Here is a 25619-nt window from a genome sequence, read left to right as displayed (position 1 = left end):
GTGGATTAATAATTAGGATGTCATTCAAAATCCCAACAAGAAGAGAAGGCACGAGTGAACTCGTAAAATTCATATTCAAGAAACCTCACCTGAAACTAAGATACCTCTATTCCTTTGTTCCAGTGACGTTTTACTGTTGGCAATGAGAAACCAGTCGCTGCCGCTACTTTAGACTGGCTAAGTCCTTGAGCTTTGTACCTCAGAACTTTATCTGTTGTTGCTGTAGCCTCAGGTCGCCCCACTCTTTTGCCTTCCGCTCTCGCACGAGCTTGCCCTTCCATAGTCCGCTCGCGAATTCTATTTCGCTCAAATTCCGCAAATGCCGAGAACATTTGCAACATGAGTCTTCCTTCAGAAGAACCTAGATCCTTTATGGGAAGATCTAAAGAAATGGGAGTTACGCCTTTTTCGATCAACATACTAATCGTATGTTGAACATCAATATTGTCTCTACCAAGCCGATCCAGCTTTAAAACAACCAAGCTATCGCCAGCCTCTAACTTATGTTCAACTAATGTTTTGAACGCCTCCCTTTCAATGGCAGGGACAGAACCCGACACAGTTTCACTAATTACTCGATTCTGCTGGATTTCATATCCAGCGCTTCGAATCGCCAAAAGTTGGTTGTCAGTAGTCTGTTCACTTGTTGAAACTCGACAATAGGCAAATATACGTCCAGAACTCATAATCGACCTCGGTATTGGTATCACAACTAGTATCAACAATAACAAAGGTATCATAAATACACAATAGCCACTTAGTGATACCTTTTTCGACATATCCTTCATTGGTATTAACAAATGAATGTTTGTTGATACCTCATTGGTGATTTATCAATAAATGACACAACTCTGGGTCAGAGCAATAATCACTACTATCTCATATCGCTTTCACTGAGCAGCAAACACGATCAGTATTAAAGTGACCCAGCTCTGGGTCAAAGAAACAAACACCACTGTCTTATATCGCTTTCATTGAACAGCAAACTCGATCAGCATTAAGGTGAGCCAGCTCTGGGTCAAAGCACAAACACTACTGTCTTATACCGCTTTCATTGAACAGCAAACTCGATCAGCATTAAGGTGACCCAGCTCTGGGTCAGAGCGATAATCACTACTACCTCATATCGCTTTCACTGAATAGGAAACATGATCAACATTAAGGTGACCCAGCTCTGGGTCAGAGCACAAACATCACTGTCTTATACCGCTTTCATTGAACAGCAAACTCGAACAGCATTAAGGTGACCCAGCTCTGGGTCAGAGCACAAACATCACTGTCTTATACCGCTTTCATTGAACAGCAAACTCGAACAGCATTAAGGTGACCCAGCTCTGGGTCAGAGCGATAATCACTACTACCTCATATCGCTTTCACTGAATAGGAAACATGATCAACATTAAGATGACCCAGCTCTGGGTCAAAGCAACAAACACCACTGTCTTATATCTCTTTCATTGAACAGCAAACTCGATCAGCATTAAGGTGACCCAGCTCTGGGTCAAAGCACAAACACTACTGACTTTATCGCTTATAACAGTAATAGCCTAAGATTTATCGTCAACAACGATAATCATCGTACTTTTATCGTTGTTAACAATAATTAAGAATACTAATTGAAAACAATGATAAAAACCTCCGATCCGCAGCGATAATTAAAATACTAATTTTAATTAAATATCATCAATTCGCTCTAGTGGAGTGCAGTATAAATTTAATAATTTATTACATCACACCATTGTAGTTTCATGTGATTTTAATTTTTAAAAATCATCATTTAAAATAAAAAGTAAAATATATTAACAAAAAACAATTTATTAATTATTTAATTTATGCTACAACCATTATAACTGTTATAGCTATTATAAGGTTATAACTTTAATATAAGGACGAAAAAAGAATTCATTGTTGAAAAACACAGACGTTCATAAAAACACATGAAAAACCACTGCGCTGTGACGCACTTCTAGTGCGCTAAACGGCACTTACTGTGCTTGAAGCAGCATTTGACATCTAAATATCACAATAATAACCGCACTACCTCTTTGCAGTATCAACAGGTAACCGCTCTACCATAGAGCAAATTAATTCATCTCAAATGTTCCATATTATATATAATGCTATTACTTAATTTTCTGCTAGAAACTAATAGTACTCAGGTGATAGCAGAACTGGATTTATAGAGTATACCAATCCATAATTAAAAAAGTCTCACCAGTATTTATTGTTCATCCATAAAATATATTTTCCACGTAAGAATGATCATTCGACATAGACTCCCTTACATGGGCATCCTTAATGAAAATTTAAATTTTTTAGCTAGTATAATGAAAATATATAATAGCCATATAACTGCCCTGATTATCATAGTATTTATAGCTGTCCCTATCTCATGAAAAATCACCATAGCGAATTCGATCCAAAATGCCTAGGACTGCATCTCTTCCTTCTGGCATTCGTAGCATTTCTACTGCTGTCAAACCATCAAAAAACCATTTAGGGGAATTTAGCCATTCATCAGCTAAGCCTTCTTCTTCAAATATCTCTAAAGCGGCTTTTCTCACTTCAGTTACACTATCCATATCCTATACCTCGAACTATTCAAACCGATTAGGTTTGGCTTGCTATATAAGCAAACCCTCGTCTGTAACCTCCACAAAACCCAACGCTCTATAACCTTTATCTCTTTTCTTAAACATCCTAGACAGCATAGGGATTTTCGAGTCGACGTAGTCGATAACTTTAACTTCATCTTTCCCTTCAAACTCACGCTGTATTCGACCAACATACTGAATAAGTGAACCTTTCCAGGATACTGGTAGTGCTAAAATTAGAGTATCTAGCCTGGGTAAGTCGAAACCCTCCCCGATAAACCTCCCAGTAGCAACAAGTACTTCGGTGGTTGCTAGTTTCTCCATGACGTCTGCTTGCTGCTTTTTTTTCATTGCACCGACAAGCACTTGATGTTTAAGTCCCGTATCATCAAGTAGCTTAGATATTATATTGGCATGCTCTCTTCGCTCTGTTAATACGATAGGGACTCTTCCTTTACCAACTTCATATTTAATGTCCTCAATAATGACCTTGTTACGTTCAGAGTGCAGCATCAACCAACGGTACACATCAGAAATATGAGGTTTGGGTTCATCCGAAATCAAACTTAGCGGCACATCAAATAACAAAGCTTTCTTTTCCAATCGCTGAACAAATCGAGATCTTTGGTCAGACTTGATGCTATGCCTGACCCTACCCGCTTGCATGAAGATAATAGGGTGATGTCCATCTCGCCTTTCTAAAGTAGCACTTATCCCAACAACAAATTTGGCATGCGACTCAGATAGAACTCGTTCAAATTGAGGTGCTGACAGATGATGGCATTCATCGACTATGACTTGCCCATAGTCCTGAATCAGTTCATTGACACTATTATCACTCCTGTTGAACAAACTTTGATACGTCGCAATATCGATCTGCCCTGTTGGCTTTTTCTTGCTTCCAGTCCACACTCCAACATCAACCCCCAGAGCAAAAACCTTGAGTCTCTCTTGCCATTGTTCTACGAGCTGTTTGTTGTGAACTAACACTAACGTATTAACTTTTCTTTGGCATATGAGGCCAATGGCGGTAATCGTTTTGCCAAATGCTGTAGGCGCATGAAGTACGCCATTGTCATATTGAAGAAGTTTATCAACAGCTTTACGTTGCGCTGAACGCAGGGAGCCAACAAATTTAATAGTGCCTAATAGCCGCCCTTCAATCCTCTTGTCTTCTACCTGTAACGAAATTCCATTAGAGGAACAGATATCCTCCAAATCATCCAAGCACCCTCTTGGCAAACTCAAATAGCCGCTGTCTATCTCCGCTAGACAAATGAACCGAGCAATTCCATTTGTCGATAAGCGCAATCCCTGAGCCTTGAAGAACTTTGGATTTGAGAAAGATGCGACTTTCTTTAACTGGGCGATTAAAGGGTTAGGGAGACTAGACAACGGGATATAGAGTCGATTAGCAATAACCGCTTGCAACACTTCAGGGCAACCTTCTATAGCGTTCCTAGTGGGTAGAGAGCGCTCCCAAGGGGGTTGCTGACAGTTATCTGCCGATGTCTGCTCGTGATGTGTTCGATTACTTAAAAGTGCTTCGACTTTTACAGGCGCTACACGTTTTGTTGAAACCAGAGCAGCCCATTGATCGGCACAAGCAACGAATGATTGGTCAACAAATGTCGAATTACCACACGACCGTGATTGCTTTTGCAATGGCAAAGCTATCAAATTGCCAATACCTCCTACTGGAAGTACATCTTGGTTGGGAAAAAGCCTATCGTAAGACTCAAAAGATAAAACACCATGAATGTTCATCGCTTCATCTAAGAGGAAAAAACCTAACTGACGAGCTAGTTTGGCTTCTATGGCTTTATCGAAGAAAATCCACACGTGTGCGCCATTCCCAGACCTTGAGCGCTCTAGTAGGCAATCAATTCCATTCTGTCGGCATGCATTGACATAAGCTATTGATGCTAATTGCCAGTCACTTTTGTCGAAATCAACGGCTAGCAACCAACATGTGTTGTTCGATAGCATTGGGTATAAGCCAATGACTTCTTTCCCTGTTAAGTGATTATAGATCGCATCTTCATCTAAAGACTTGAACGCTTGGTTGGGACATTCTAAACATTTAGTCTTAGGTTTATTGCAGAGTCCTTGCTGCCATTCATTATGGCACGCCACCGCATAACCACTTCTCCCTTTATTGTTCTGCCAACGATGCGCATAACAATAGTCATTTCCCCTAAAGTAGGCCTTGAATAAAGCAACTTTTTGTCCTGGAGAATACTCATGTTGATCACCTGCCGTCGAGCTGGCGTTTTGAGCTAATAAAGACTGGCGGCGCTGCTCTAAATGGCTTAGCTCGACCCTTAGCTCTAAGATCTGTTGTTCAATCCTTTGAAGCTCATCCATATTTAGTCCCAGCGGTCGGTCCGACTACACAAGTCAGTGCGTATTAAAACATAAGAAACCACAAGCATTTTTTTAACTGTCTAACATATTTGCCAAGCTTTCTAGCTTATTATGATACCAATAACCCAACAATTTAAAGCATAACGCCACATGACCATGCAACACGTTCCATTTGGTTTGAGAATCAAAGACCATTCCTTCGTGGATGTCTCTGATGTTGCTCGCGGAAAGAAATGTGGCTGCATTTGCCCATCCTGTAAAACTCCACTCATAGCTCGACAAGGAGATGAGAAACAATGGCACTTTGCTCATGCAACCCGTAAAGTGGATAACACCGATAAGGAGTGTGATTTTTCCTTCTTTGTTTCCGTCAGGATGATGGCAAGGCAAGTTATCGAAACGGGAATGAGAATTACTCTCCCAGAGTACAAGTGCGTTGTATCTTGTCAGGCTAAAGGGACTAACTTCAAAGAGGAATTTCTGGTAGCAAAACAAACAACGATTGAACTAGAAGACGTACGTAAGGAAGCACCGTTTTCAAGTTGCATTGTCGACATTGTTGGTAAGGTTAAAGGCTTCTGTTTTGTCGTATATTTTACCCACCCAAATCGCCCTCTCCCAGCGGATCTTCATGTTTCTGATAACCAACAAAGTGGTGTGCTAGAAGTAAAACTCGATGATACACACTACCTATTTAAAGAAGATAGAGCTGAAACTAGGCAACTAGATAGACTAAAGCTCTTTCTACAAAATGACCTGTCATCTAAGAGCTGGGTATTTCATCCCCGCAAGGCATCAATGCAAAAAGCAGCATATCAACGTTTGAACTCAGCTATCGATAGCCATCGAGTCAAACGTCACTCAACAACTAGTTACTCTAGTCATGGAAGTCGAGTTTCCTATCAGCACAACGATCCTTGGCTTGCACCAAGAAACAAATCGATAGATCCTCCGCCAGCGATACCCAAAAAAACAGCAACATTCGAATGCATCATGTGTAACTGCCAATGGCAAGCTTCATTGCCAGGGCAACCTACCTGCCCAAAATGTCATAACCACCTGTATGCTAGCGAAGTCTCTTCGAGATAAAGACACATCAAGTGTTCATTTCATGCCCCTGTTCATTTTTTATGAACAAACTAAAAAAATGAACAGAACCCGATGCTCCCTATGTCTCACCATACAATCCAATACCCCCACAAAGGGATATCAACTATAAAATACCCTTGTGGGGATACGGTAGACAATACCCCCACCAAGGGATATACTTTACTGTATCCTCACTAGAGGATAATGAGAGATATGAAGTCGCACCTTAATTCTATAGAGGGTTGGAAGAAATGATATATAGTCCAAAGCAACTCGCTGACATGATGCTCCTAATAAGGCAAAAGAACGGCTGGACTCAATCAGAGTTAGCCAAAAGGGTAGGCATAAAGCAAGCAACTATCTCAAACTTCGAAAATAGTCCTGATAAGACAACACTTTCGACTTTCTTTAAACTTATTCAGGCGATGGAACTGACACTGAGCATCCAGGAAAAAGCACAAGTAAGTTCACAAGATAGCCAAGATGATGAGAACTGGTAATGCAAAAACTAAACGCATACATGAACGGAGAACTCGTAGGGACTCTCAACAAACAGAAGAATGGTGCTCATACTTTTCAGTATGATAAGACCTGGGTAACCAGTGACAAGTCCCGACCACTATCATTGTCTCTAAAATTACAACTGCCACCTATAGCTTCAGACTCAGTCATCAACTACTTCGACAACCTTTTACCTGATAGCCCAAAGGTGAGAGATAGGATCGTAGCTCGTTATAAAGCTTCATCTAAGCAGCCATTCGATCTTCTCAAAGAAGTTGGTAAAGATAGCGTCGGAGCTATTGCATTAATTTCTCCTGAACAACCTTACAAAAATGAACCACTCAATTACCAAGTCTTAGATGATAAAAAGTTGGATGCTGTACTCTCAGCTTACAAATCCGATATCCCCCTCGGAATGGTTGAAGAAGAAGAAGACTTCAGGATATCAGTGGCTGGCGCTCAAGAAAAAACAGCACTCCTATTCGTTGATGAACAGTGGTGTATCCCCAAAGGTAATACTCCAACAACTCATATCATCAAACTACCAATTGGCGAAATACAACAAGCAAACGCAACATTAGATCTTAAAGACAGTGTTGAAAATGAGTACCTTTGCATCGAGTTGGCTAAAGCACTAGGGTTTGCAGTTCCCAATGTCCACATGCTCAAAACTGATAACCTGAAAGCTTTAGCTGTAGAGCGATTCGATAGACGCTGGACTAAAGATAAAGCTAACTTACTCCGTCTACCTCAAGAAGACATGTGCCAAGTATTTGGTATGCCATCATCAATCAAGTACGAATCTCAAGGTGGCCCTGGTATTTCGGAAATCATGAAGCTACTAATGGGTTCAAGTAATGCTCTGGAAGATCAGTATAACTTCATGAAGTTACAAGTTTTTCAGTGGATTATAGGGGCAACCGATGGGCATGCTAAGAACTATTCTATTTATATTGAGAAGGGAGGGAGTTATCGTTTAACTCCATTCTACGATATTTTATCAGCATACCCGCTTCTGGGTGGTCGAGGTCTGAATATAAGAAAACTCAAGCTAGCAATGGGACTCAAAGCGACTAGAGGGAAAAAGTATGAAATTAACAAAATCTTACCTCGCCACTTTCTGGATACAGCTAAAGCTGTAAACTTCAGCCAAGATAAGATGCAAGAGATATTGAATGAGCTAAAAGATGAGTTCCCCGAAGCAATCTTACAAGTAAAAGCAAAGCTACCTGAAGATTTCCCTGAGAATATCTCAGATTCAATTTTTGAAAATGCTACAAAGATACTTTCGAAGATTTAGTATTCAGAAAGTATATCTGATGCAATAAGCTATAGTGATACTTCACTGACAGATAGAACATTTAGCCATGCTTGAGTAATTTTTTATATCAATATTGCATATAAAGACGGGGGTTCAGTTCCTTTTTAAGCAGGATTTTAATGTAACATCTGAAGTAACATTAAATTAGAACGTTAACTCTAAAACCTTATGCATTGGTGTTTGGCACAGCCATTCAACTCCCGCCAGCTCCACCAAACGTTTGGAAAGGGCGCTAACTCAACAGTTAGCGCCCTTTTTGTATCCAGCGGCTCAGTAACAATAGTTGTCAATCATGCATCTCAGATGACACCAACCAAATTTGAGAAGAAAAGTTGGCTCTTTTCCCTTTATAGGACCTGAAAATCCGCACTCAACTGCTTCCAATGCTGAATGAGAGCAACCTTGTGTTCATCCAACATTGGTAAGCCTTGTAACAGATACAACCATTGAGTCCTCGCCACTTCCATGACATCCAGAATGTGCGGTTTGATGGCAACCCAAGGCGCACCTGTTTTCTCTGACCATAATTTGAAGCTCTCCATGGTGATATCGAACCACTGTTTGGTGCCCGCCATGTTGAGAGCAAGGCTATCGTGTTCGATATAGGGTGTGGTAAACACCACATCATAAAGCGGGGACAAGCGTGGAGATTGCCTATCGCCATAAATGAGCGTCCAGTTTTTTAAATGAGCGTCTCCATTACCAAGCAAGATGTTTATTAGCAACCTTCTTGCCATTTGCTGAATGTCCTTCAACCGCTCAGCACTGGTTCGATAGAGCACATTGCCAAGTTGTTCATAATTGACTCGTTGGTACTTGTCTGCCGGATAGAGGCCAAAAACCTGTGCAAAGTCTTCGGTATGAATACGACCTGCACTGCTGCGATCAAATCTTTTAATACCGTAGGCATACTGCTCATCTGGCAACCTAATACTCGGCAAGCCCTCTAGCTCACTAAGCTCAATTAATCGTACTTCAGGAATATCAGCCCCCGCCGCCTCAGCCAATTTCATGCAGCTATATTCGTTAACAGGCACACCTTTGTGGATGGTTGACGGCGTCTTGATAATCCACATGTCTTCAGATATTTCCTGATCAATATGGTAACGACCATCCACATGAGATGACGAGAACTTCATCTGTACGCCAGCTAGAGAGAACTTGGTGTTAGCATGTTTCACATCTATTTGCTGGGGCTCTGTCGACAAACGCTGCTCCAATGCCCAAACGGGCACATCGCCCGCTTTAATCGGCTTGGCAATGACTGCCCCCGGCAAGTTGGAGCCAAGATAGGCAAGAATTGAAAACTCATTGTTGATGTGGCAACGAAGCGCTTTCGCCGTCAGTTCTCTTAATACTCCCTCAGGTAATAGATTGGAAAGGACTGGAGGGATCTTATCGGTTCTAATCTGCGGCTTGTTCAAATAAGTAGGGTCAAGCATCTGCCTCAGAGTAAAAACTGGTCGGAGATTATCAGGCATTGCGACAAAGTCTGGGTTGAAAGTCAGTATATTTTTGCCACCAGCATAATGGGCTATTACAGCAACATCGATACCATGGAGCTGAATCTTTAGACCTTCCACCTTCTCTATCTGCTTACTCATCATTTATCCTCAGAACCAAACCAAAACCCTAGATCATCCTCATCGTCGTGCAACGACTCACCTTTAGGTTCTTGACTCTGACTTTTAAAAGCATCCTCTATTGGAGCGGTATGCCCTTTGCTTTGCTTCGGCGAGATAGAAAGTTCCAAATCAAGCCCTTCCAACACTCTAAGTAAAGTCGATAACTTTACGTCACTACCCGCTTCTATGCGCTGATACTGTTGCTGCTTCATGCCGATTCGCATGTACATGTCTTTTTGCTCAATACCGAGTTTTCTGCGCTGCTCAGTGAGCACGGTTGAGATTTCTTCTAAGCTTTTCATTCTTCCCACTAGACAACCAAAGAGTTGTACCAAATGCCATTAACAACATATTAGTTGTATATGAGTTCGATAACAACTTTTAAGTTGTCACGGCATCTTTTAACAACCTAAAAGTTGTTTGTTCAATCTTACCGTGAAAGTGAGGGATGCTCAGAAAAACGCTTAAAAATGAGAAAAATCGAGGTAACAAAAACCAATGGGTACACCAGAAGGTACACAACAAAAAATCAAATCGACATTAATTCAACAATAACAATGGTATAAAATACAGATTCAACTTACGCCAGCGTTTGAAAAGGGCGCTAACTTAACAGTTAGCGCCCTTTTTGTATCTTAGCAGCAAGCAAATCGTTTAAGCATCAAGACCTTTTGGTCACCGATAGGCCAAAAGGTCTATCACCGACTAAAAGCTAAACACACCCTTGCTCAATCAACTGGAGATAACCTCTTAGATCGTCATCTGCCATGTCTAGTAGTCTATCTCCCACATACCACTCAATGTAGCTTTGCTCTGCTAACATGCCTTGTTGTGGGTTGCCAATCCATAGGCTGTGCTCTGTGGCAAGCTTGTCTCGAAGCGCTATTGCTTTGTCTTGGCTAATAGGTAGATGAATATGCAGCATGTTCGCTTGTGGCTTGACTGGGTTTAGCTTCAGCAATGGAAATTCTGACAGTATTTTGTAGACTTGCTCCGTGCGTTCGAATAACGCGGGCATTAAGGCTAGCCTTTGTTCGAACTGCATAGCTGCTGCAACGATATAAGGAGTACGGTGATAGACACTGCCACCCTGACGGTGCATCCATACTGCCGCTTGGTCGATAAACGCTTGATCACCGAGTAACATCGCACCGCCTAAGCCGCCAATGCCTTTGTACATAGAAACATAGGCCGAATCAAAGCCCTCGCATATCTCTGCGTAATCCTTTTGATAGTATGCAGCGGTTTCCCACAGTCGTGCACCATCCATATGAAGGTGGATATCGTTTTGACGGCAGTGAGCTTTAATGCGTGATAGCTCTTCAAAGCTTGGCAGCTGTCCGCCGATTTCACGCATAGGAAGTTCGTAAAGTACGGCTGCTAGCGTGTCTGGAATCTTAACTAAATCCTCCAGTACCCAAGGTTTAAACGGCTTACCAACCGGAAGTAGGTTAAAACGCTGCTGCAACTGATAGCCTTGATTTTCGTGCAGCTGGATATGACTCGAAGGATGCATCGCAACCTTATTGTTGCGCTTCATTTCACAAGCAATCTGCAACGCCGTCGGCTGGGTCATGGTACCAGTGATAACAAACAACCCAGCGTCAAAGCCAAGTAGCTTTGCCAGCTTCTGTTCGAAGCTTTGTATTAACTCCCCTTCCCCATAACGGTCATGCGTGATTTGGTGCTGTTCACACCATGCAGACATTTGAGCAAACGTCTTGGCTGGAGAGTATTCTTTATTTCCTGGCAACGAAATCTGACATTGTTGTTGCATCGTCTATCCCTATCTAGCATTGAGTTCGATTAGGGTAACACTGGTCTATCATTCATTAACAGCTGATCAATAACAGCGCTCTAAACGAATTACACTCATCTGCGTGAGATCATTAGATTCACTGTTCACTTTGTGGAGACCAAGTCGCTGACAGACCGCAATCGCCGCTTTATTGCCGACGCGAGTCTCAGCAAAAATACAGCGTGCCCCCATCTGCTCACAGCCATAAGCGATAAGCGTCGACATCGCTTCCACTGCGAGCCCTCGTCCTTGTCTATCTACCGCCAGACCAAATCCAATCGAGGCTTGGTCGTTAGGCTCTAAACGAAACGCGACAGTACCAATGACTTGGTGGCTCTCTTTGCCTTCAATCACCAATTGAAACTTAGTGCGGGGGACTTGATGCGCTTGCTCAACAAACATTTCCAATAAGTGCGCATTGAACTCTGGGGAGCATTCTTCTTTTGGATAGAAGGTTTGATACTTGGGGTGCGAGGTAATTTGTAGCCACGATTCAATATCACCAAGTTCGAAGTCTCTTAAGATAAGTCGTTCAGTTTCTAGATGGAGCGCCATTGTATTCTCTTGTTTGATTGGACGAACTGCGTCTTTATAGGAGTGTTTGAGAATAGTAGCTCACAATCCGTTATGCGAATCTGTTTTATCCTTCTGCTCTGTGACGCAAACCTAAAGTTTTTGCTAGCGAAGATTAAAGCTAAGAATTCGGCCACAATCGATTTTTTGCTGGCATAAACACCACATAGCCAGATTATGGTTTTCAACTGACTGAATTATCGTTACCATTTAGAGGTCGAAATGACATTCATCTATTCTCAGGGCGGGGCGAAATTCCCCACCGGCGGTAAATCATCATGATAAGCCCGCGAGCGCCTGATACAGAGTATCAGGGTCAGCAGATCTGGTGTGAATCCAGAGCCGACGGTTACAGTCCGGATGGGAGAGGATAAGACTATCGAGTCACCTTATCAGTTGCTGATTGGGTGGGTAGACTATATGTGTCTAAACTCGATTTTTAGCGGTATGACTGTCGTATCGCTTTAGCTCTATCTTTGGATAAACCACGTCAGTAATGATGATGGTGCGTCCCCATATCTATGCCCTGATTCTGGTACTTAAAGTTAGGAGTATTACCATGAATCAGAACCAAACTTCACTTCTTGCCGACTTTGGCACACCTTTAGAGCGTGTTGAACTTGCGCTACAAGCGCTTCGCGAAGGCCGTGGCGTATTGCTACTCGATGACGAAGATCGTGAAAACGAAGGCGATATCATCTATTCCGTTGATCATCTCACTAACCAGCAGATGGCACTGATGATCCGTGAGTGTAGCGGCATTGTTTGCCTATGCGTGACTAATGAGCAAGCCAAACAGCTCGATTTGCCACCTATGGTCGAAAACAACAACAGCGCTAACCAAACCGCTTTTACTGTCTCTATTGAAGCAAAAGTCGGCGTGACAACTGGCGTGTCTGCAGCTGATCGCGTCACAACCATTAAAACCGCTTGCCAGCCTGGTGCTCGCCCGGAAGATCTAGCGCGTCCAGGTCACGTTTTCCCGCTTCGAGCGAAACAAGGTGGCGTGCTGACTCGTCGTGGCCACACTGAAGGCACCATTGATCTTATGCAAATGGCGGGACTATCTCCATTTGGCGTCCTGTGTGAAGTAACCAACCCAGACGGCACTATGGCGAAAGCACCAGAAATCGTTGCCTTCGGCAAGCTTCATAATATGCCCGTACTGACGATAGAAGACATGGTTCAGTATCGCCTGGCAGCGAGTGAAAAGTCAGCATAACTACGCAGACTTAAAATAGAAACAGCCGCTCATTACTGAGCGGCTGTTTTACTATGGCGCCATCACAACTCGCTAGGTGCATTGGAGAGGTGTCATACAACCCAGCACACCCTTTTGCGAGCTATGATGGCTTAACAACATCGAGTTACTGGCATGGACCTAGATCTTTCCACACACCCCATTCACCTGATTTGCTTGGCTCATCACCTTGCGTCCACCACTTAGCAGAATACACATGACCTTGGTACGTCACTTCTTGTCCACCAGTGTAAACAGCTGTTGCATCCCAAGGAGCTGCGCATGTTGCCCCGACAGTATCGGCTTTAACCGTCACAGTCTGTGACTGACTTGATGTAAGAGAACCGTCACTTACAACAACCGTTAGCACATAGTTGGTATCGACATTAACACTTGGAGCTGTGAAGCTCACTTGTGCACCATTGGTGACTACAGCCAATCCAGCTGGCGTCTCCCAAGTAAACGTCAATGGATCATTTTCTTTATCAGTCGAGCCTGATGCGTCCAGTGTCACAACGTCATTGGCATTTGCCATTGTAGGGCCTGCAATAGCTGCCACTGGCGCAGTGTTTACTGGTGTAGTGCTTGTAGGATTAACCGTTAACGTAACTGTGGCACTGTCCGTGGCACCTTCGTTATCGGTCACTGTCAGTGTAAAGCTGTATTGCTCGCTAACCGTCACTTCTGCCACATCCACGCTTAACTGAGCGGCATTCGCGCCAGTCACTGCGAGAGACTGACCCGCTGGTTGCGACCAAGCGTAGCTGACAATCGAACCATCACTATCACGAGAACCAGAACCATCTAAGATTGCGGTAGCAGGTCCTACTACGGTTTGATTGCCACCAGCATTGGCTGTTGGCGCACGGTTCACCGGAGTCCCGCCCGCTAGGCCTTCGTGCATCGCATTGAGGATATCCCCATTGTCAGCATCGATTTCCCACGAGAACAGACCTGCAAAGCCTTGTGCACGAACGTACTGACCTTTGGCAATCACTGAACGAGGGTCATCAAAGGTTACCAACTCACCTGTCGTGCGATTCCAAACATAAGGCGCTTCAGCAAGCTCGTCATAACCATATTCAAAACCATTAACGCCAGTATTGTTTGAACCAATCATGTACGTTTTCAGACCTTTATAGTCAATTACGCCATCTTCCCACACGCCTTGTGTCGTCGAGCCTTTTAGCTTACCTGTTGCAACACCTGTCATTGGATCGGTTGAGTCTGTCAAAGTCTCAGGCATGACACCCTCCCAGCCACGACCGTACATAGCAGCACCGACGACCAGTTTGTTGGCTGGTACGCCTTTCGCAAGCAGCAATTGGATACCGTTGTCGGTTGTGTAAGCTGGGCCTTTGTATGGTACGCCATCCGCATCTACGCCATTGCCATCACACTGGCCAGGGCGCATAAAGTTACCGCAATAAAGCGCAGCTTGGTGACCAGGTACGTTGTTCCAACCACCGTAGAAGTCGTAAGTCATCGCGAAGATGTAGTCCATATGTGGAACCGCGTCAGCGTAGTTCACGTCTTCAATTTTGTCGTAGCCCACACCCACTGCCGATGTCAGTTCATAAGTACGCCCAGTTTCCGCTGACAACTCGTCAAGCATCATACGTAGCTCTTGCATCAAAGCTGCATAAGCATCGCCATCACGCAATGGATCGCCAAGATCAGGTGCGGCACCTTGACCACCTGGGTATTCCCAATCAATGTCGACACCATCATAAAACTTCCACGTTTGTAGGAAGCGCTTCACCGATGCAACGAAGACATCACGATTGGCCTTATCAGTAAAGCTGTAGAAAGGGTCAGAAAGGGTCCAGCCACCGATAGAAGGAAGGATTTTTAGATCCGGGTTGCGCTGTTTAAGCGCCATCATCATGGCATAGTTCCCCTTAATTGGAGAGCTGTACTCATGTCCTGCCTGTGGGAAACTTTTTTGGTATGCAGCCCAAGGGTCATGAATCACGACTTCGTAATCAGGCATTCCCTGACAAGCGGTTTTTAGTGCATTAAAGCTATTACCACCAACGGATTTCACCGATTCGTTTGACCCACAAATTGGAATGAAGCCATAAATAATATGCGTGAGGTTATCGACTGGGATATTGTCGACTGTGAACTTGCGTCCATAGATGCCCCACTCTACAAAGTAAGTACCGACTACGGTATTTGGATCGGTATTGAACGTTTTGTTGTTCGGATCCACATTCATTGTCAGCGGTGGTAGATGTGCGCCATCTGTATCCGCGACAATAAGTTCAGCAGGTGCACTGCGTGAACAACCCGTCGCATCACACGCTTCAACCTCGACTTGATAGCGACCACCTTGTGCATAGTTAAACTTAGCCAGTGTTTGACTGCCCGAGATAGAACCGGTCGCGACTTGCACACCATCGAAATATATATTGTATGTATCGCCAGTTGTTCCACTCCATTGGTTGAACTGGATGCTAATGTCTGCGGCATCTTTGTACTGCACCATCTGGTTATAACCAGAGGTGGTTTCCATCGCGAGCTGGATTTTAGAAAACTGAAGATTGTTTGAGCCATAGACGTCGATAGACGGTGTTGCAGGAGCAGCAACAGCGCCTTGACTTACTGCCAACGCAACAGCAGATAAGCCTAATAATAATTTTTTCATTGTCATTCTCTTTCCTTGAAAGACGAAAAGTATCTCTGCTCACACACGTTAACAAAGTGTGAACATCGGTATTTATTAATAGGCGGGTGCGTTTATTTTTTGCGCAAAAATAAATTTCACTTCGAGTCACCACTCAAAATTAACTGACTCGTCTCACGCAGTTTCATTCAGTATCCAATCCTGTACCCAGAATTTTTCTCTTAATTCGATCATCACATAAGTGATTAACACTAAAGAGATTCAACAGAGACATCCAACCAGGCACATGCATTCATCCAGGCAATGAAAGTTGTTCTGAGACACAAATAATGCGCTGTTATTCGTTAAGACTGGAAAAATCGCTGCGCTTATATGACAATGACATCCTTATTAGTCGGGGGGCATTTTTGCTGAGATCACCATGTGGTGAGACCCGTTGAACCTGATTCAGTTAGTACTGGCGTAGGGAACTATAGAAAGCAAAGATGCTACAACCAGTGTCTTTCAAATCGCTATGGATCTCTTTCGCAAGTAAGGAGCATTTATGGCGACAACATCTCAAAACACTCCAATTGTCTTAACCATCGCAGGTTCCGATTCCGGCGGCGGCGCAGGCATTCAAGCAGACATCAAAGCTATTTCAGCGACGGGCGCTTACGCTTGCTCTGTTATTACCGCGCTTACGGCACAAAATACACAAGGCGTGACTGGTATTTTGGGTATCGACCCTGAATTTGTAAAAGCGCAACTTGACGCCGTGTTCACCGATCTCAATGTTGTCGCAGTCAAAATCGGCATGCTTGCTGACACCAATATTATCGGTGCCGTGGCAGAAAAGCTTCGCGAGTACCAGCCTAAGTTTGTGGTTCTAGACCCAGTTATGGTCGCGACCAGCGGCGATTTGCTACTCGAGAGTTCTGCCATTGATGCATTAAAGTCGGAGCTACTGCCGCTAGCGACCGTTATCACGCCAAACCTCCCGGAAGGCGCCGCTCTACTGGGCACTGACGTCCCTCAATCACAGCAACAAATGGAAGCATTGATAGATTCCTTGCGTAACTTAGAGACACCAGCCATCTTGCTTAAAGGTGGACACTTAGAATCGGAGCAAAGTAGCAACGATCTACTTATCACTGCGGAGAATGTTGAGCATTTCGAGACCAAGCGAATTGCCACTAAAAATACCCACGGTACTGGCTGCACATTAAGCTCAGCTATCGCGTCTTTTCTTGCTCAAGGTCATGGGCTTAGCGAAGCCGTTAAGCATGGTAAGGCCTATATTACTCAAGCGATAACGCACGCTGATGAACTCGACATTGGTAAAGGTCACGGCCCCGTTCACCACTTTTACGCGCTGAATAAAGACGCTTAATGCGATGACGCCTATTCGCATACTGGGCGCGACCCTAACCTATATAGGGGATGAAACGCCGATATTCTCTGAACTCAACGTTGAGTTTAGTGCCGCCACTTGGACCGCTATACTCGGTCCAAGTGGTTGCGGGAAATCGACACTACTGCGCTACTTAGCTGGAATACTGAGCGAGAAAGTCGATTTTCGTGCCTCAGTGTTTACACCCAATTTGACCGAACTTTCTGGGCAAGTCGCCTATATGGCGCAGCAAGATCTCCTGTTGCCTTGGCTCAGCGTGATCGATAATGTGTGCCTTGCCTCTAGGCTCAATGGCAAAAAAGTCGATGACGTGACACGCCAAAAGGCGCTATTACTGCTTGAGCAAGTGGGTCTTGCAAAGAAAGCAGCAGCAAGGCCTGCGGAGTTATCCGGAGGTCAGCGCCAGCGTGTTGCATTGGCTCGTACTCTAATGCAAGACAAACCCGTGGTATTGATGGATGAACCTTTTTCCGCGCTTGATGCAGTGACACGCCATAAGTTGCAACAGCTTGCCGCGACTCTACTCAAAGACAAAACCGTTTTACTTATCACCCACGATCCGCAAGAAGCGCTGCGGTTAGGCGAGCAAATATTGGTGATGAACGGCGCACCGGCCAGACTGCATAGCATTATCCCTCCGAAACAAGCCATCCCTCGATGTATTGATGGTGAGTTTGCCAAGATTCAGCAGTCCATACTCGAACACCTAGCGAAAACGCATACAGAATCAACATCGGGAGGCTTAAAATGACGCCACTCGCTGATATTGCTAATCGAAGCCACAAACAAGCCTCAAAGCAGGGTTTAAGTGCCATGATGCGGGTACTTATAAGCTTGGTGATCATCTTGGCACTCTGGAAGGGCATAGTCGTTGTTTTTGAGATGCCAAGCTTCATCCTGCCCGCTCCAGAAGCTGTGTTTATTAAGCTCATAGAACGCTATGACGTGTTGTTAAAGCATACCTGGGTGACCAGCCAGGAAATCTTGTTGGGTCTTCTGCTTGGTCTCTCAATGGGGCTATTCTTTGCCCTGCAAATGCTGCTTTTTCAGCCGGTAAAGCGCTGGCTACTCCCCATTCTTATCACCAGCCAAGCCATCCCAGTATTCGCCTTAGCACCGATTTTGATGCTTTGGTTGGGTTACGGAATTGCCTCTAAAGTCGTCATGGCGGCGCTGATCATTTTCTTTCCGGTCACCACCTGCTGTTATGACGGCTTGAGAAATACCCCCGTTGGTTACCTAGATCTTTCGCAGACGATGGGGGCAAACCGTTGGCGACAGCTTTGGCATATTCGCCTCCCCGCTTCTTTGCCAGTACTTGCATCAGGCATTCGCGTTGCCGTTGTGGTTGCACCTATTGGCGCGGTTGCCGGTGAGTGGGTGGGGTCAAGCGAGGGGCTTGGCTACCTCATGCTACAAACTAATGCTCGCATGCTCATTGATGAAATGTTTGCTGCGCTGTTCATTTTGGCGGCGGTGTCCGTCTCTCTCTATTTTATTACCGACTGGGCGCTCAAGCGTCTGATCCCGTGGGAAAATAACTAAAGTCAAAAAGGAAAACACATGACATTCACCTCCAAGAAGGCTATGGCTGCACTGCTCACTGCCATGACCACATTCGCGGCCAACGCAGCCGATAAGTCTATCACGCTGATGCTCGACTGGTTCGTCAACCCAAACCATGGCCCAATTGTGATTGCGAAAGAGCGCGGCTACTTTGAGGAACAAGGCCTTAAGGTCAACATCCAAGAGCCTGCGGATCCGAGCACACCAGCCAAACTCGTTGCTGCGGGCAAAGTGGATATGGCGGTCTCTTACCAAACCAGCCTAACCATTGACGTTGCTGCCGGACTGCCACTTATTCGCAGCGCGACACTCATCGCCACACCGCTCAACACTATGATGGTGTTGGATAACGGCAAGATTAACTCTCTCGCTGACCTCAAAGGTAAAAAAATTGGTATTGCTATCGCAGGTAATGAGGAAGCAACCATTGGCACAATGCTAAAGACTGAGGGGGTCGAGTATAAAGATGTTCAGATCATCAATGTGGGCTGGGCACTGTCGTCATCATTGGCATCGGGCAAAGTGGATGCGATTTGGGGCGGTCTTCGAAACTTCGAAACTAATCAGCTAGAGCTGGAAGGTTTCAAACCAAAAGCCTTCTTCCCAGAAGAGCATGGCGTTCCAACCTATGAAGAGTTGGTATTTGTCGCGAATGCAAACAGCTATGACAAAGAAGCGATTGCCAAGTTTAACCGTGCGATTGAAAAAGCCACCACTTACATCGTTAACCACCCTCAGGACTCTTGGAACGAGTTTGTCGCTTACGCGCCAGACACACTCAACAACGAACTTAATAAACGTGCATGGCGCGATACACTCACTCGATTTGCACTGCGTCCATCAGCGATTGATGCCGTCAAGTACGATGCGTTCACTGAGTTTATGTACCAACACAAGATCATCTCTAACAAGCCGACTGCCCAAACAATGGTACCGGTGCTTTAGGAGCAACTATGAACCACCAAGATCTTATCAATGCTTGCCGCGTCGAATGGCAAGGCTATACCGAGCATGAATTTGTACAGCAGCTAGCAACTGGTCAACTTGAGCAGAAAGCCTACTTGCATTACCTCAAGCAAGACTTTCTGTTTCTAAAACAATATGCCCGTGCTTACGCGTTGGCTATCTATAAGGCGAAAACTCTGACGCAAATGCGGGAAGCTGTGCCGAGCGTTGCGGCGCTTCTTGAGTCTGAGATTGGGCATCACGTCGCCTATTGCAGTCAATGGGGCATCACCGAAGCCGACATGGAAGCTGAAACCGAAGACTTTGGTACCGTAGCTTATACCCGTTATGTACTCGATGCGGGTATGACAGGTGAGCTTGTCGATCTTTATGCAGCGCTCGCCCCTTGCGCAATTGGTTATGCCGTCATCGGTAAAGCCTTGATTGAGTCACCAACCACGGTATTGGAAGGCAACCCCTATCGCAGCTGGATTGAGCTTTATGCTGGTGAAGATTTTCAATCAGGGGTACAGGTGAGTATTGAACGTTTAGACAAACTACTCAAAGAGATTGAGCTAGATAGCCAAAGAGGTCGCGAACTCATACAAGTGTTTAAAACAGCAACAAGAATGGAAATTGCCTTTTGGCAGCAAGGTCTTGATACAAAATAAACCCTCAATGCCGACCCTAGAGTCGGCATTTTTTCATCTCTCTACTGGTCACTTAACAAACAAAAATCACATCCACAAGCCCCACTTCGGATTTTGTGCCCAAAGTCACGCGTTAACACAATATTTACAACCACGTTTAACATTAGCAACAAAGTTAGTTAGGATGTCGGTTCGTGTTTGCTAGGTTCAAACACTTCGCGCTTACCTTTGTCATGCTTTTCGTGCAAGCAAGGACGATTGATAAAGGATGAGCATCAACAAATGATGTCGAACAATCAGACCATGAGTCGCTGAGTTTCGACCTCATCCCAAGCTTTACAGGGAAGAACTATGCAGTCTTTAGTTGATTTTTTAAATGGGATTATCTGGAGTCCCGCTCTTATTTATTTATGTCTTGGTGCTGGCCTTTTCTACTCCATTCTTACTCGATTTGTACAAGTCCGTCATTTCTTCGAAATGTGGCGCCTACTGCTATCAGGTAAGAGCTCAGAGAAAGGGATTTCATCGTTCCAAGCACTGGCCGTTTCGCTGTCTGGGCGTGTCGGTACAGGTAACATCGCGGGCGTTGCAGCGGCTATCGGTTTTGGTGGGCCTGGTGCAGTTTTCTGGATGTGGATGGTGGCCTTCTTCGGTGCTGCGACCGCCTACATCGAATCTACACTGGCACAAATCTATAAAGAGGAAGACCAGGGCGAGTTCCGTGGTGGTCCTGCTTACTATATTGAAAAAGCCATGGGTCAGAAGTGGTACGCGTGGATCTTCGCGATTGCGACTATCTTTGCGTGTGGCGTGCTTCTTCCAGGCGTTCAATCAAACAGTATTGGTAATGCCGTAGAAACTGCCTTTGGCACAGGCGCAATGATTGAAACAGCGATCGGTACCATCAGTTTTGCCAAAATTTTCACTGGTGCTGTTATCTCTATCATTCTAGCCTTCATCATTTTTGGTGGTGTTAAGCGTATTGCACATTTCACGCAGATCGTTGTTCCATTTATGGCGCTTGCGTACATCATCATCGCCTTTGTCATCATTCTTCTGAACATCGGTGAAGTACCACGTATCGTGGGGATGATTCTTGGTGATGCCTTCACACCAATGGCAGGCTTTGGTGCTGCGATTGGTTGGGGTGTTAAGCGTGGCGTTTACTCTAACGAAGCAGGTCAAGGTACCGGTCCTCACGCTGCGGCAGCGGCAAACGTTGATCACCCAGCTCAGCAAGGTTTGGTTCAGTCTTTCTCTATCTACATCGATACGTTGCTGGTTTGTTCTGCAACGGCGTTTATGATTCTTATCACCGGCGCATACAATGTACACGGTCCTGAGAGCACATTCCTCGTTCAAAACCTAGCGGAAACGGTTGGCGCTAATGGCCCTGCGTTCACTCAGCTAGCAATTGAAAGCACTATGCCAGGTGTGGGTAAACTGTTCATTGCATTCGCACTGTTCTTCTTCGCCTTTACCACTATCTTGGCGTACTACTACATTGCAGAAACCAACATTGCTTACATTCGTCGTACCTTTAAGGTAAGCGGTCTGATGTTCCTATTGAAGCTGGTTCTGATTACCTCTGTATTCTATGGAACCGTAAAGACAGCGAATATGGCTTGGGCAATGGGTGATGTGGGCGTAGGTCTCATGGCGTGGCTAAACATTGTTGGTATCTTGATTATCTTCTTCATCGCGAAACCAGCTATCGTTGCACTTAAAGATTACGAGAAGCAGCAAAAAGAAGGCGTTGAAGAGTATACGTTTAACCCAGTTGCTCTTGGTATCAAGAACGCAGATTACTGGGAAGGTCGATACGAGCGTAAGACAGGTAAAAAGCCTGAAGCGGCTCAGGCGGCGGATTCTGGGTCGACTCAGACGCAGACGTCATAATTAGATTTGGCGATCGCTTTGGGTAGATCCCTGCCTACGCAGGGATGACTGAAGTAGCCAATAAATCATGAGAAAGGAAAAAGGGGTAGCTTAGCTACCCCTTTTATCATTCACTGTTCCCGAATGAATGAAACTTAAATTATGCTGCCACTTCGTGTGCTGAAGCTACTGGCGCTTTTTTCTCACCGATAGGCAAAATAGTGCGGCCGTACTCGTTGTTAAGTACTTGAGCCATTGCGAAGTAAATCGCGCTCGCACCACAGAAAATGCCTTCAAAGCCAGCGATGGTACCGATCAGTTCACTGCCGAAGAAATCACGTGCAGCAAGCAAGAAGAATAGAATGGTCAATGAACCAAATACCACTTGCTTAGCCACTGGGTAGCAAAGTGAGCCGATGAACATGAAACCAGTAAACACACCCCAGAGCAGTAGATACCAGCCCATAAATTTCGCAGGGCTTGCTGGAAGGCCCATGTAAGGCATAACAATAATACCCACCAGCGTTAACCAGAATAGACCGTACGAAGTGAAAGCTGTGGTGCCGAATGTGTCACCACGTTTAAAGCACATCATGCCTACAAACACTTGGCTTAGACCGCCATAGAAAATACCCATAGCCAGGATCATCGAATCAATAGGAAAGAAACCTGCGTTGTGGATGTTAAGTAGAATGGTCGTCATACCAAAACCCATAAGGCCAAGCGGCGCTGGGTTAGCGAGTTTGTTAGACATTGTCAAAGAGCCTTAAATTCAAAATTAGTTACAAAGTTTGTAGGAAAATTTTAATTCAAAATACCAATGTTGAGCAGATCCATTATTTGCAATCTAAGTTTTACTAATTGCATATATCACACGTTCAACTTGCACCTATTTCCTTGTGGTACTAACTGTAATTCTGTTGTGTGTTAGTTACAGGATTCCGCCAGACCATTCGCATTGAAAAAACAAAGTAGGCTCAACATAATTATTTTTAGGTAAAGTCACAACTCTCTATCAATAAGCAAGTATGCATATGGATCAACTAAGTATCAGCAGCATCAACAGTTATCACTGGGTTCCTTATAGACTACCCTCATCTCCGGTGGAACGTTCACGATTTTTGGCTAAAGTTCTAAATCTCCCTGGCTGGTGCTCAATTCACGGAAACGAATATGAAGTCAAAGCACTGCTAGCCACCCTTCTTTACCCTAGAATGGAACGCTCAGGAAAATCTGACGTTCTCAAACTAATTTCCGGACTATCAAATCAGAGATTAGCTGATTGTTTGAGAGGGGAAATCGCAACGACAACTTTGGTGCAAAAGCAATGGGGGCTGTGGTCTCTAAACTCCAAAGAGTTAGAAGCAATGCTTGCAAAACACAAGTATGTCTCAAACTTCTTGCAAGTCGCAGGGGCTAAGTCGGTACTCGATTTATTCAAAGACTTTAATTCAGTCAAAAGTACAAAGTTATCAGTAATCGTTCTATCTATTATTTATTCTGCGAATCGCCACATAGAGTCAGATGTGAACAACGAGATAAAGTTGCGAACTAAGGTTAGAGACTATGGCGCTGAGTAAAGTTAAATGGAGACATATTATTCTTGATAGCTTATTTTTGCTTGTGGGTCTAAGTTTAGCGAGCTATCGAAGTGAAACTGGTGGGTTAGATTCTAGCGTGTTGCTGGCTGTGTGTTTATTACTGTTCATCCAAAACATCAAAATGACTATCAAGTATGTCGATTAGTTCAGGTTTTAGGTATTGTACAGAAACAAAAAAACGTCACGAGTTCCAACCCGTGACGTTTTTTACTATTCGCTATTAACTAATGAAGTGAGGATTATTCCCACTCGATAGTTGCAGGTGGCTTACCAGAGATGTCGTAAACCACGCGCGAGATACCGCCTACTTCGTTGATGATACGGTTAGAAACCTTACCTAGGAAGTCGTATGGTAGGTGAGCCCAGTGAGCTGTCATGAAGTCGATAGTCTCAACAGCACGCAGAGAAACAACCCAGTCGTACTTACGGCCATCGCCCATTACACCTACAGAACGTACTGGTAGGAATACAGTGAACGCTTGAGATACCTTGTGGTAAAGGTCTGCATTGTGTAGCTCTTCAATGAAGATAGCGTCAGCACGGCGCAGTAGATCACAGTACTCTTTCTTGATCTCGCCAAGAACACGAACACCTAGACCAGGACCTGGGAACGGGTGACGATAAAGCATGTTGTATGGAAGACCTAGTTCTAGACCGATCTTACGCACTTCGTCTTTGAAAAGCTCGCGTAGCGGCTCAACAAGACCCATTTCCATATCATCAGGAAGACCGCCCACGTTGTGGTGAGACTTGATGACGTGTGCTTTACCAGTTTTCGACGCTGCAGATTCAATAACATCTGGGTAGATCGTACCCTGCGCTAGCCACTTCGCGTTCTCTAGCTTCTTCGACTCTTCGTCAAATACGTCTACGAATACATGACCGATTGTCTTGCGCTTTTCTTCTGGATCAGACTTGCCTTCAAGTGCAGTAAGGAAACGCTCTTCTGCGTCTACTTTGATGATGTTCAGACCGAACTTGTCGCCGAACATATCCATCACTTGCTCGCCTTCATTTAGACGCAGAAGACCATTGTCTACGAATACACAGGTCAATTTGTCACCGATAGCACGGTGAACAAGCATCGCTACTACTGATGAGTCAACACCGCCAGATAGACCAAGAATCACTTCATCGTCGCCTACTTGTTCTTTAATGCGAGCAACCGCGTCTTCAATGATAGAGCCAGGCGTCCACAGACGCTCACAGCCACAAGCGCCAAGAACGAAGTTCTCTAGCATTTGCAGGCCTTGCTTAGTGTGTGTCACTTCTGGGTGGAACTGAACACCGTAGTATTTCTTCTCTTCGTTTGCCATTGCTGCGTACGGACAAGTATCCGTCTCACCAACTTTTACGAAGTCTGCTGGGATTTCAACAACTTTATCGCCGTGGCTCATCCAAACATCTTGAGTTTCTTCAAGATCTTTAAAGATTGCAGAGTCACCAGATACTTTAACTTGTGCGTAGCCAAATTCACGCTCATCAGAGCCCGCTACTTTACCGCCAAGCTGCTCTGCCATGGTCTGCATGCCATAGCACACACCAAGAACTGGCACACCTGAATCAAATACGTACTGAGGAGCACGTGGAGAGTTGTCTTCCGTAACGCTTTCTGGATCACCAGATAGGATGATACCGTCTGGGTTGAATTCACGAATATCCGCTTCTTCTACGTCCCAGCTCCATAGTTCACAGTAAACACCGATCTCACGAACGCGACGTGCTACTAGTTGTGTATATTGAGAACCGAAGTCTAGGATCAGAATTCGTTGGTCATGAATATTTTTCGTCATTTTGGGCAATCTTATCAGCTAAGTGTTGAAAACGGAGGCGAGTTTACCCGCCTCTT

General features: G+C 44.7%; 20 protein-coding genes, 1 pseudogene and 2 riboswitches. Of the genes and pseudogenes, 11 read left to right on the top strand and 10 right to left on the bottom strand.

The window, feature by feature from the left end:
• Positions 1 to 95: 95 nt before the first annotated feature.
• From PG915_RS04000 to PG915_RS03990, 3 genes are all read right to left on the bottom strand, one after another.
• Positions 96 to 686: a recombinase family protein gene (locus PG915_RS04000; protein WP_353497961.1), complete on the bottom strand. Its 591-nt coding sequence runs from the start codon at positions 684 to 686 to the stop codon at positions 96 to 98.
• A gap of 1704 nt (positions 687 to 2390) precedes the next feature.
• Positions 2391 to 2582, bottom strand: coding sequence for an MbcA/ParS/Xre antitoxin family protein (locus PG915_RS03995; protein WP_065606511.1), 192 nt, complete (start codon positions 2580 to 2582; stop codon positions 2391 to 2393).
• A gap of 42 nt (positions 2583 to 2624) precedes the next feature.
• Complete coding sequence (locus tag PG915_RS03990; RefSeq protein ID WP_353497960.1) at positions 2625 to 4961, bottom strand: TOTE conflict system archaeo-eukaryotic primase domain-containing protein; 2337 nt, start codon at positions 4959 to 4961, stop codon at positions 2625 to 2627.
• Between the two features lie 150 nt (positions 4962 to 5111).
• On the opposite strand from PG915_RS03990, the gene PG915_RS03985 reads away from it, so the two are divergent.
• The 3 genes from PG915_RS03985 (at position 5112) to PG915_RS03975 (ending at position 7851) form a co-directional block, all read left to right on the top strand.
• Positions 5112 to 6050, top strand: a complete 939-nt coding sequence (locus PG915_RS03985) for a competence protein CoiA family protein (RefSeq protein ID WP_353497959.1) — start codon at positions 5112 to 5114, stop codon at positions 6048 to 6050.
• Positions 6051 to 6301: 251 nt separating this feature from the next.
• Positions 6302 to 6550 carry a type II toxin-antitoxin system antitoxin HipB gene (gene hipB / locus PG915_RS03980; protein ID WP_017034177.1) on the top strand — a complete coding sequence of 83 codons (249 nt, stop codon included), beginning with the start codon at positions 6302 to 6304 and terminating at the stop codon, positions 6548 to 6550.
• Entirely contained in the window at positions 6550 to 7851 is a 1302-nt protein-coding gene (locus PG915_RS03975; protein WP_353497958.1) for a type II toxin-antitoxin system HipA family toxin, read from the top strand. Before hipB ends, PG915_RS03975 begins: the two co-directional genes overlap by 1 nt.
• A 368-nt stretch (positions 7852 to 8219) precedes the next feature.
• Here PG915_RS03975 and PG915_RS03970 read toward each other — a convergent pair whose 3' ends face one another.
• The 4 genes from PG915_RS03970 to PG915_RS03955 form a co-directional block, all read right to left on the bottom strand.
• Complete coding sequence (locus PG915_RS03970) at positions 8220 to 9476, bottom strand: type II toxin-antitoxin system HipA family toxin (protein WP_367357778.1); 1257 nt, start codon at positions 9474 to 9476, stop codon at positions 8220 to 8222.
• On the bottom strand, positions 9476 to 9799 hold the full coding sequence (locus PG915_RS03965) for a helix-turn-helix domain-containing protein (protein ID WP_353497956.1): 324 nt from the start codon (positions 9797 to 9799) through the stop codon (positions 9476 to 9478). Before PG915_RS03965 ends, PG915_RS03970 begins: the two co-directional genes overlap by 1 nt.
• A gap of 410 nt (positions 9800 to 10209) precedes the next feature.
• The gene (locus PG915_RS03960) at positions 10210 to 11274 is read right to left on the bottom strand and encodes a threonine aldolase family protein (protein WP_353497955.1); all 1065 of its coding nucleotides are present in this window, start codon (positions 11272 to 11274) and stop codon (positions 10210 to 10212) included.
• A 66-nt stretch (positions 11275 to 11340) separates the two neighbouring features.
• Entirely contained in the window at positions 11341 to 11850 is a 510-nt protein-coding gene (locus PG915_RS03955) for a GNAT family N-acetyltransferase (protein WP_353497954.1), read from the bottom strand.
• Between the two features lie 249 nt (positions 11851 to 12099).
• A riboswitch (FMN riboswitch) is annotated at positions 12100 to 12244 on the top strand.
• Positions 12245 to 12427: 183 nt separating this feature from the next.
• Here PG915_RS03955 and ribB point away from each other — a divergent pair.
• The gene (gene ribB / locus PG915_RS03950; RefSeq protein WP_353497953.1) at positions 12428 to 13090 is read left to right on the top strand and encodes a 3,4-dihydroxy-2-butanone-4-phosphate synthase; all 663 of its coding nucleotides are present in this window, start codon (positions 12428 to 12430) and stop codon (positions 13088 to 13090) included.
• A 145-nt stretch (positions 13091 to 13235) separates the two neighbouring features.
• On the opposite strand, the gene PG915_RS03945 is transcribed toward ribB, so the two are convergent.
• Entirely contained in the window at positions 13236 to 15758 is a 2523-nt protein-coding gene (locus PG915_RS03945) for a glycosyl hydrolase family 18 protein (protein ID WP_353497952.1), read from the bottom strand.
• A gap of 364 nt (positions 15759 to 16122) precedes the next feature.
• Positions 16123 to 16223: riboswitch (TPP riboswitch) on the top strand.
• Between the two features lie 58 nt (positions 16224 to 16281).
• On the opposite strand from PG915_RS03945, the gene thiD reads away from it, so the two are divergent.
• From thiD to PG915_RS03915, 6 genes and pseudogenes are all read left to right on the top strand, one after another.
• On the top strand, positions 16282 to 17109 hold the full coding sequence (thiD, locus tag PG915_RS03940; RefSeq protein WP_353497951.1) for a bifunctional hydroxymethylpyrimidine kinase/phosphomethylpyrimidine kinase: 828 nt from the start codon (positions 16282 to 16284) through the stop codon (positions 17107 to 17109).
• Between the two features lie 4 nt (positions 17110 to 17113).
• Entirely contained in the window at positions 17114 to 17881 is a 768-nt protein-coding gene (locus PG915_RS03935; RefSeq protein WP_353497950.1) for an ABC transporter ATP-binding protein, read from the top strand.
• Positions 17882 to 17946: 65 nt separating this feature from the next.
• A pseudogene (locus PG915_RS03930) lies at positions 17947 to 18675 on the top strand (ABC transporter permease); the annotation flags it as partial.
• A gap of 18 nt (positions 18676 to 18693) precedes the next feature.
• A complete protein-coding gene (locus PG915_RS03925; protein ID WP_418641727.1) occupies positions 18694 to 19641 on the top strand; it encodes an ABC transporter substrate-binding protein in 948 nt (315 codons plus the stop codon).
• Between the two features lie 8 nt (positions 19642 to 19649).
• Positions 19650 to 20312 carry a thiaminase II gene (gene tenA / locus PG915_RS03920; protein ID WP_353497948.1) on the top strand — a complete coding sequence of 221 codons (663 nt, stop codon included), beginning with the start codon at positions 19650 to 19652 and terminating at the stop codon, positions 20310 to 20312.
• Between the two features lie 330 nt (positions 20313 to 20642).
• Positions 20643 to 22190 carry an alanine/glycine:cation symporter family protein gene (locus tag PG915_RS03915; protein WP_353497947.1) on the top strand — a complete coding sequence of 516 codons (1548 nt, stop codon included), beginning with the start codon at positions 20643 to 20645 and terminating at the stop codon, positions 22188 to 22190.
• Positions 22191 to 22329: 139 nt separating this feature from the next.
• Here PG915_RS03915 and PG915_RS03910 read toward each other — a convergent pair whose 3' ends face one another.
• Positions 22330 to 22923 (bottom strand): acetate uptake transporter, encoded by a 594-nt coding sequence (locus PG915_RS03910; protein ID WP_112460970.1) that lies wholly within the window; start codon positions 22921 to 22923, stop codon positions 22330 to 22332.
• 280 nt (positions 22924 to 23203) lie between these two features.
• Here PG915_RS03910 and PG915_RS03905 point away from each other — a divergent pair, with 280 nt between their 5' ends.
• Positions 23204 to 23749 carry a hypothetical protein gene (locus PG915_RS03905; RefSeq protein ID WP_353497946.1) on the top strand — a complete coding sequence of 182 codons (546 nt, stop codon included), beginning with the start codon at positions 23204 to 23206 and terminating at the stop codon, positions 23747 to 23749.
• Between the two features lie 260 nt (positions 23750 to 24009).
• On the opposite strand, the gene guaA is transcribed toward PG915_RS03905, so the two are convergent.
• Positions 24010 to 25563, bottom strand: coding sequence for a glutamine-hydrolyzing GMP synthase (guaA, locus tag PG915_RS03900; RefSeq protein ID WP_353497945.1), 1554 nt, complete (start codon positions 25561 to 25563; stop codon positions 24010 to 24012).
• Positions 25564 to 25619 lie beyond the last annotated feature (56 nt).

Origin of the sequence: Vibrio sp. CB1-14 (genome assembly GCF_040412085.2) — a bacterium.
GTDB classification, from domain to species: domain Bacteria; phylum Pseudomonadota; class Gammaproteobacteria; order Enterobacterales; family Vibrionaceae; genus Vibrio; species Vibrio chaetopteri.
The sequence above is the reverse complement of the archived record's forward strand: the minus strand, read 5'-3'. Positions and strand labels throughout refer to the sequence as shown.

What these genes read in the sequence shown, in the direction of transcription:
- hipB (WP_017034177.1), top strand. Translation starts at nt 6,302, where the DNA reads ATGATATATAGTCCAAAGCAACTCGCTGACATGATGCTCCTAATAAGG.
- PG915_RS03970 (WP_367357778.1), bottom strand. Translation starts at nt 9,476, where the DNA reads ATGAGTAAGCAGATAGAGAAGGTGGAAGGTCTAAAGATTCAGCTCCAT.
- PG915_RS03965 (WP_353497956.1), bottom strand. Translation starts at nt 9,799, where the DNA reads ATGAAAAGCTTAGAAGAAATCTCAACCGTGCTCACTGAGCAGCGCAGA.
- tenA (WP_353497948.1), top strand. Translation starts at nt 19,650, where the DNA reads ATGAACCACCAAGATCTTATCAATGCTTGCCGCGTCGAATGGCAAGGC.
- PG915_RS03945 (WP_353497952.1), bottom strand. Translation starts at nt 15,758, where the DNA reads ATGAAAAAATTATTATTAGGCTTATCTGCTGTTGCGTTGGCAGTAAGT.
- ribB (WP_353497953.1), top strand. Translation starts at nt 12,428, where the DNA reads ATGAATCAGAACCAAACTTCACTTCTTGCCGACTTTGGCACACCTTTA.
- PG915_RS03960 (WP_353497955.1), bottom strand. Translation starts at nt 11,274, where the DNA reads ATGCAACAACAATGTCAGATTTCGTTGCCAGGAAATAAAGAATACTCT.
- PG915_RS03985 (WP_353497959.1), top strand. Translation starts at nt 5,112, where the DNA reads ATGACCATGCAACACGTTCCATTTGGTTTGAGAATCAAAGACCATTCC.
- PG915_RS03995 (WP_065606511.1), bottom strand. Translation starts at nt 2,582, where the DNA reads ATGGATAGTGTAACTGAAGTGAGAAAAGCCGCTTTAGAGATATTTGAA.
- PG915_RS03975 (WP_353497958.1), top strand. Translation starts at nt 6,550, where the DNA reads ATGCAAAAACTAAACGCATACATGAACGGAGAACTCGTAGGGACTCTC.
- PG915_RS04000 (WP_353497961.1), bottom strand. Translation starts at nt 686, where the DNA reads ATGAGTTCTGGACGTATATTTGCCTATTGTCGAGTTTCAACAAGTGAA.
- PG915_RS03925 (WP_418641727.1), top strand. Translation starts at nt 18,694, where the DNA reads ATGACATTCACCTCCAAGAAGGCTATGGCTGCACTGCTCACTGCCATG.
- PG915_RS03910 (WP_112460970.1), bottom strand. Translation starts at nt 22,923, where the DNA reads ATGTCTAACAAACTCGCTAACCCAGCGCCGCTTGGCCTTATGGGTTTT.
- thiD (WP_353497951.1), top strand. Translation starts at nt 16,282, where the DNA reads ATGGCGACAACATCTCAAAACACTCCAATTGTCTTAACCATCGCAGGT.
- PG915_RS03905 (WP_353497946.1), top strand. Translation starts at nt 23,204, where the DNA reads ATGGATCAACTAAGTATCAGCAGCATCAACAGTTATCACTGGGTTCCT.
- guaA (WP_353497945.1), bottom strand. Translation starts at nt 25,563, where the DNA reads ATGACGAAAAATATTCATGACCAACGAATTCTGATCCTAGACTTCGGT.
- PG915_RS03935 (WP_353497950.1), top strand. Translation starts at nt 17,114, where the DNA reads ATGACGCCTATTCGCATACTGGGCGCGACCCTAACCTATATAGGGGAT.
- PG915_RS03955 (WP_353497954.1), bottom strand. Translation starts at nt 11,850, where the DNA reads ATGGCGCTCCATCTAGAAACTGAACGACTTATCTTAAGAGACTTCGAA.
- PG915_RS03990 (WP_353497960.1), bottom strand. Translation starts at nt 4,961, where the DNA reads ATGGATGAGCTTCAAAGGATTGAACAACAGATCTTAGAGCTAAGGGTC.
- PG915_RS03915 (WP_353497947.1), top strand. Translation starts at nt 20,643, where the DNA reads ATGCAGTCTTTAGTTGATTTTTTAAATGGGATTATCTGGAGTCCCGCT.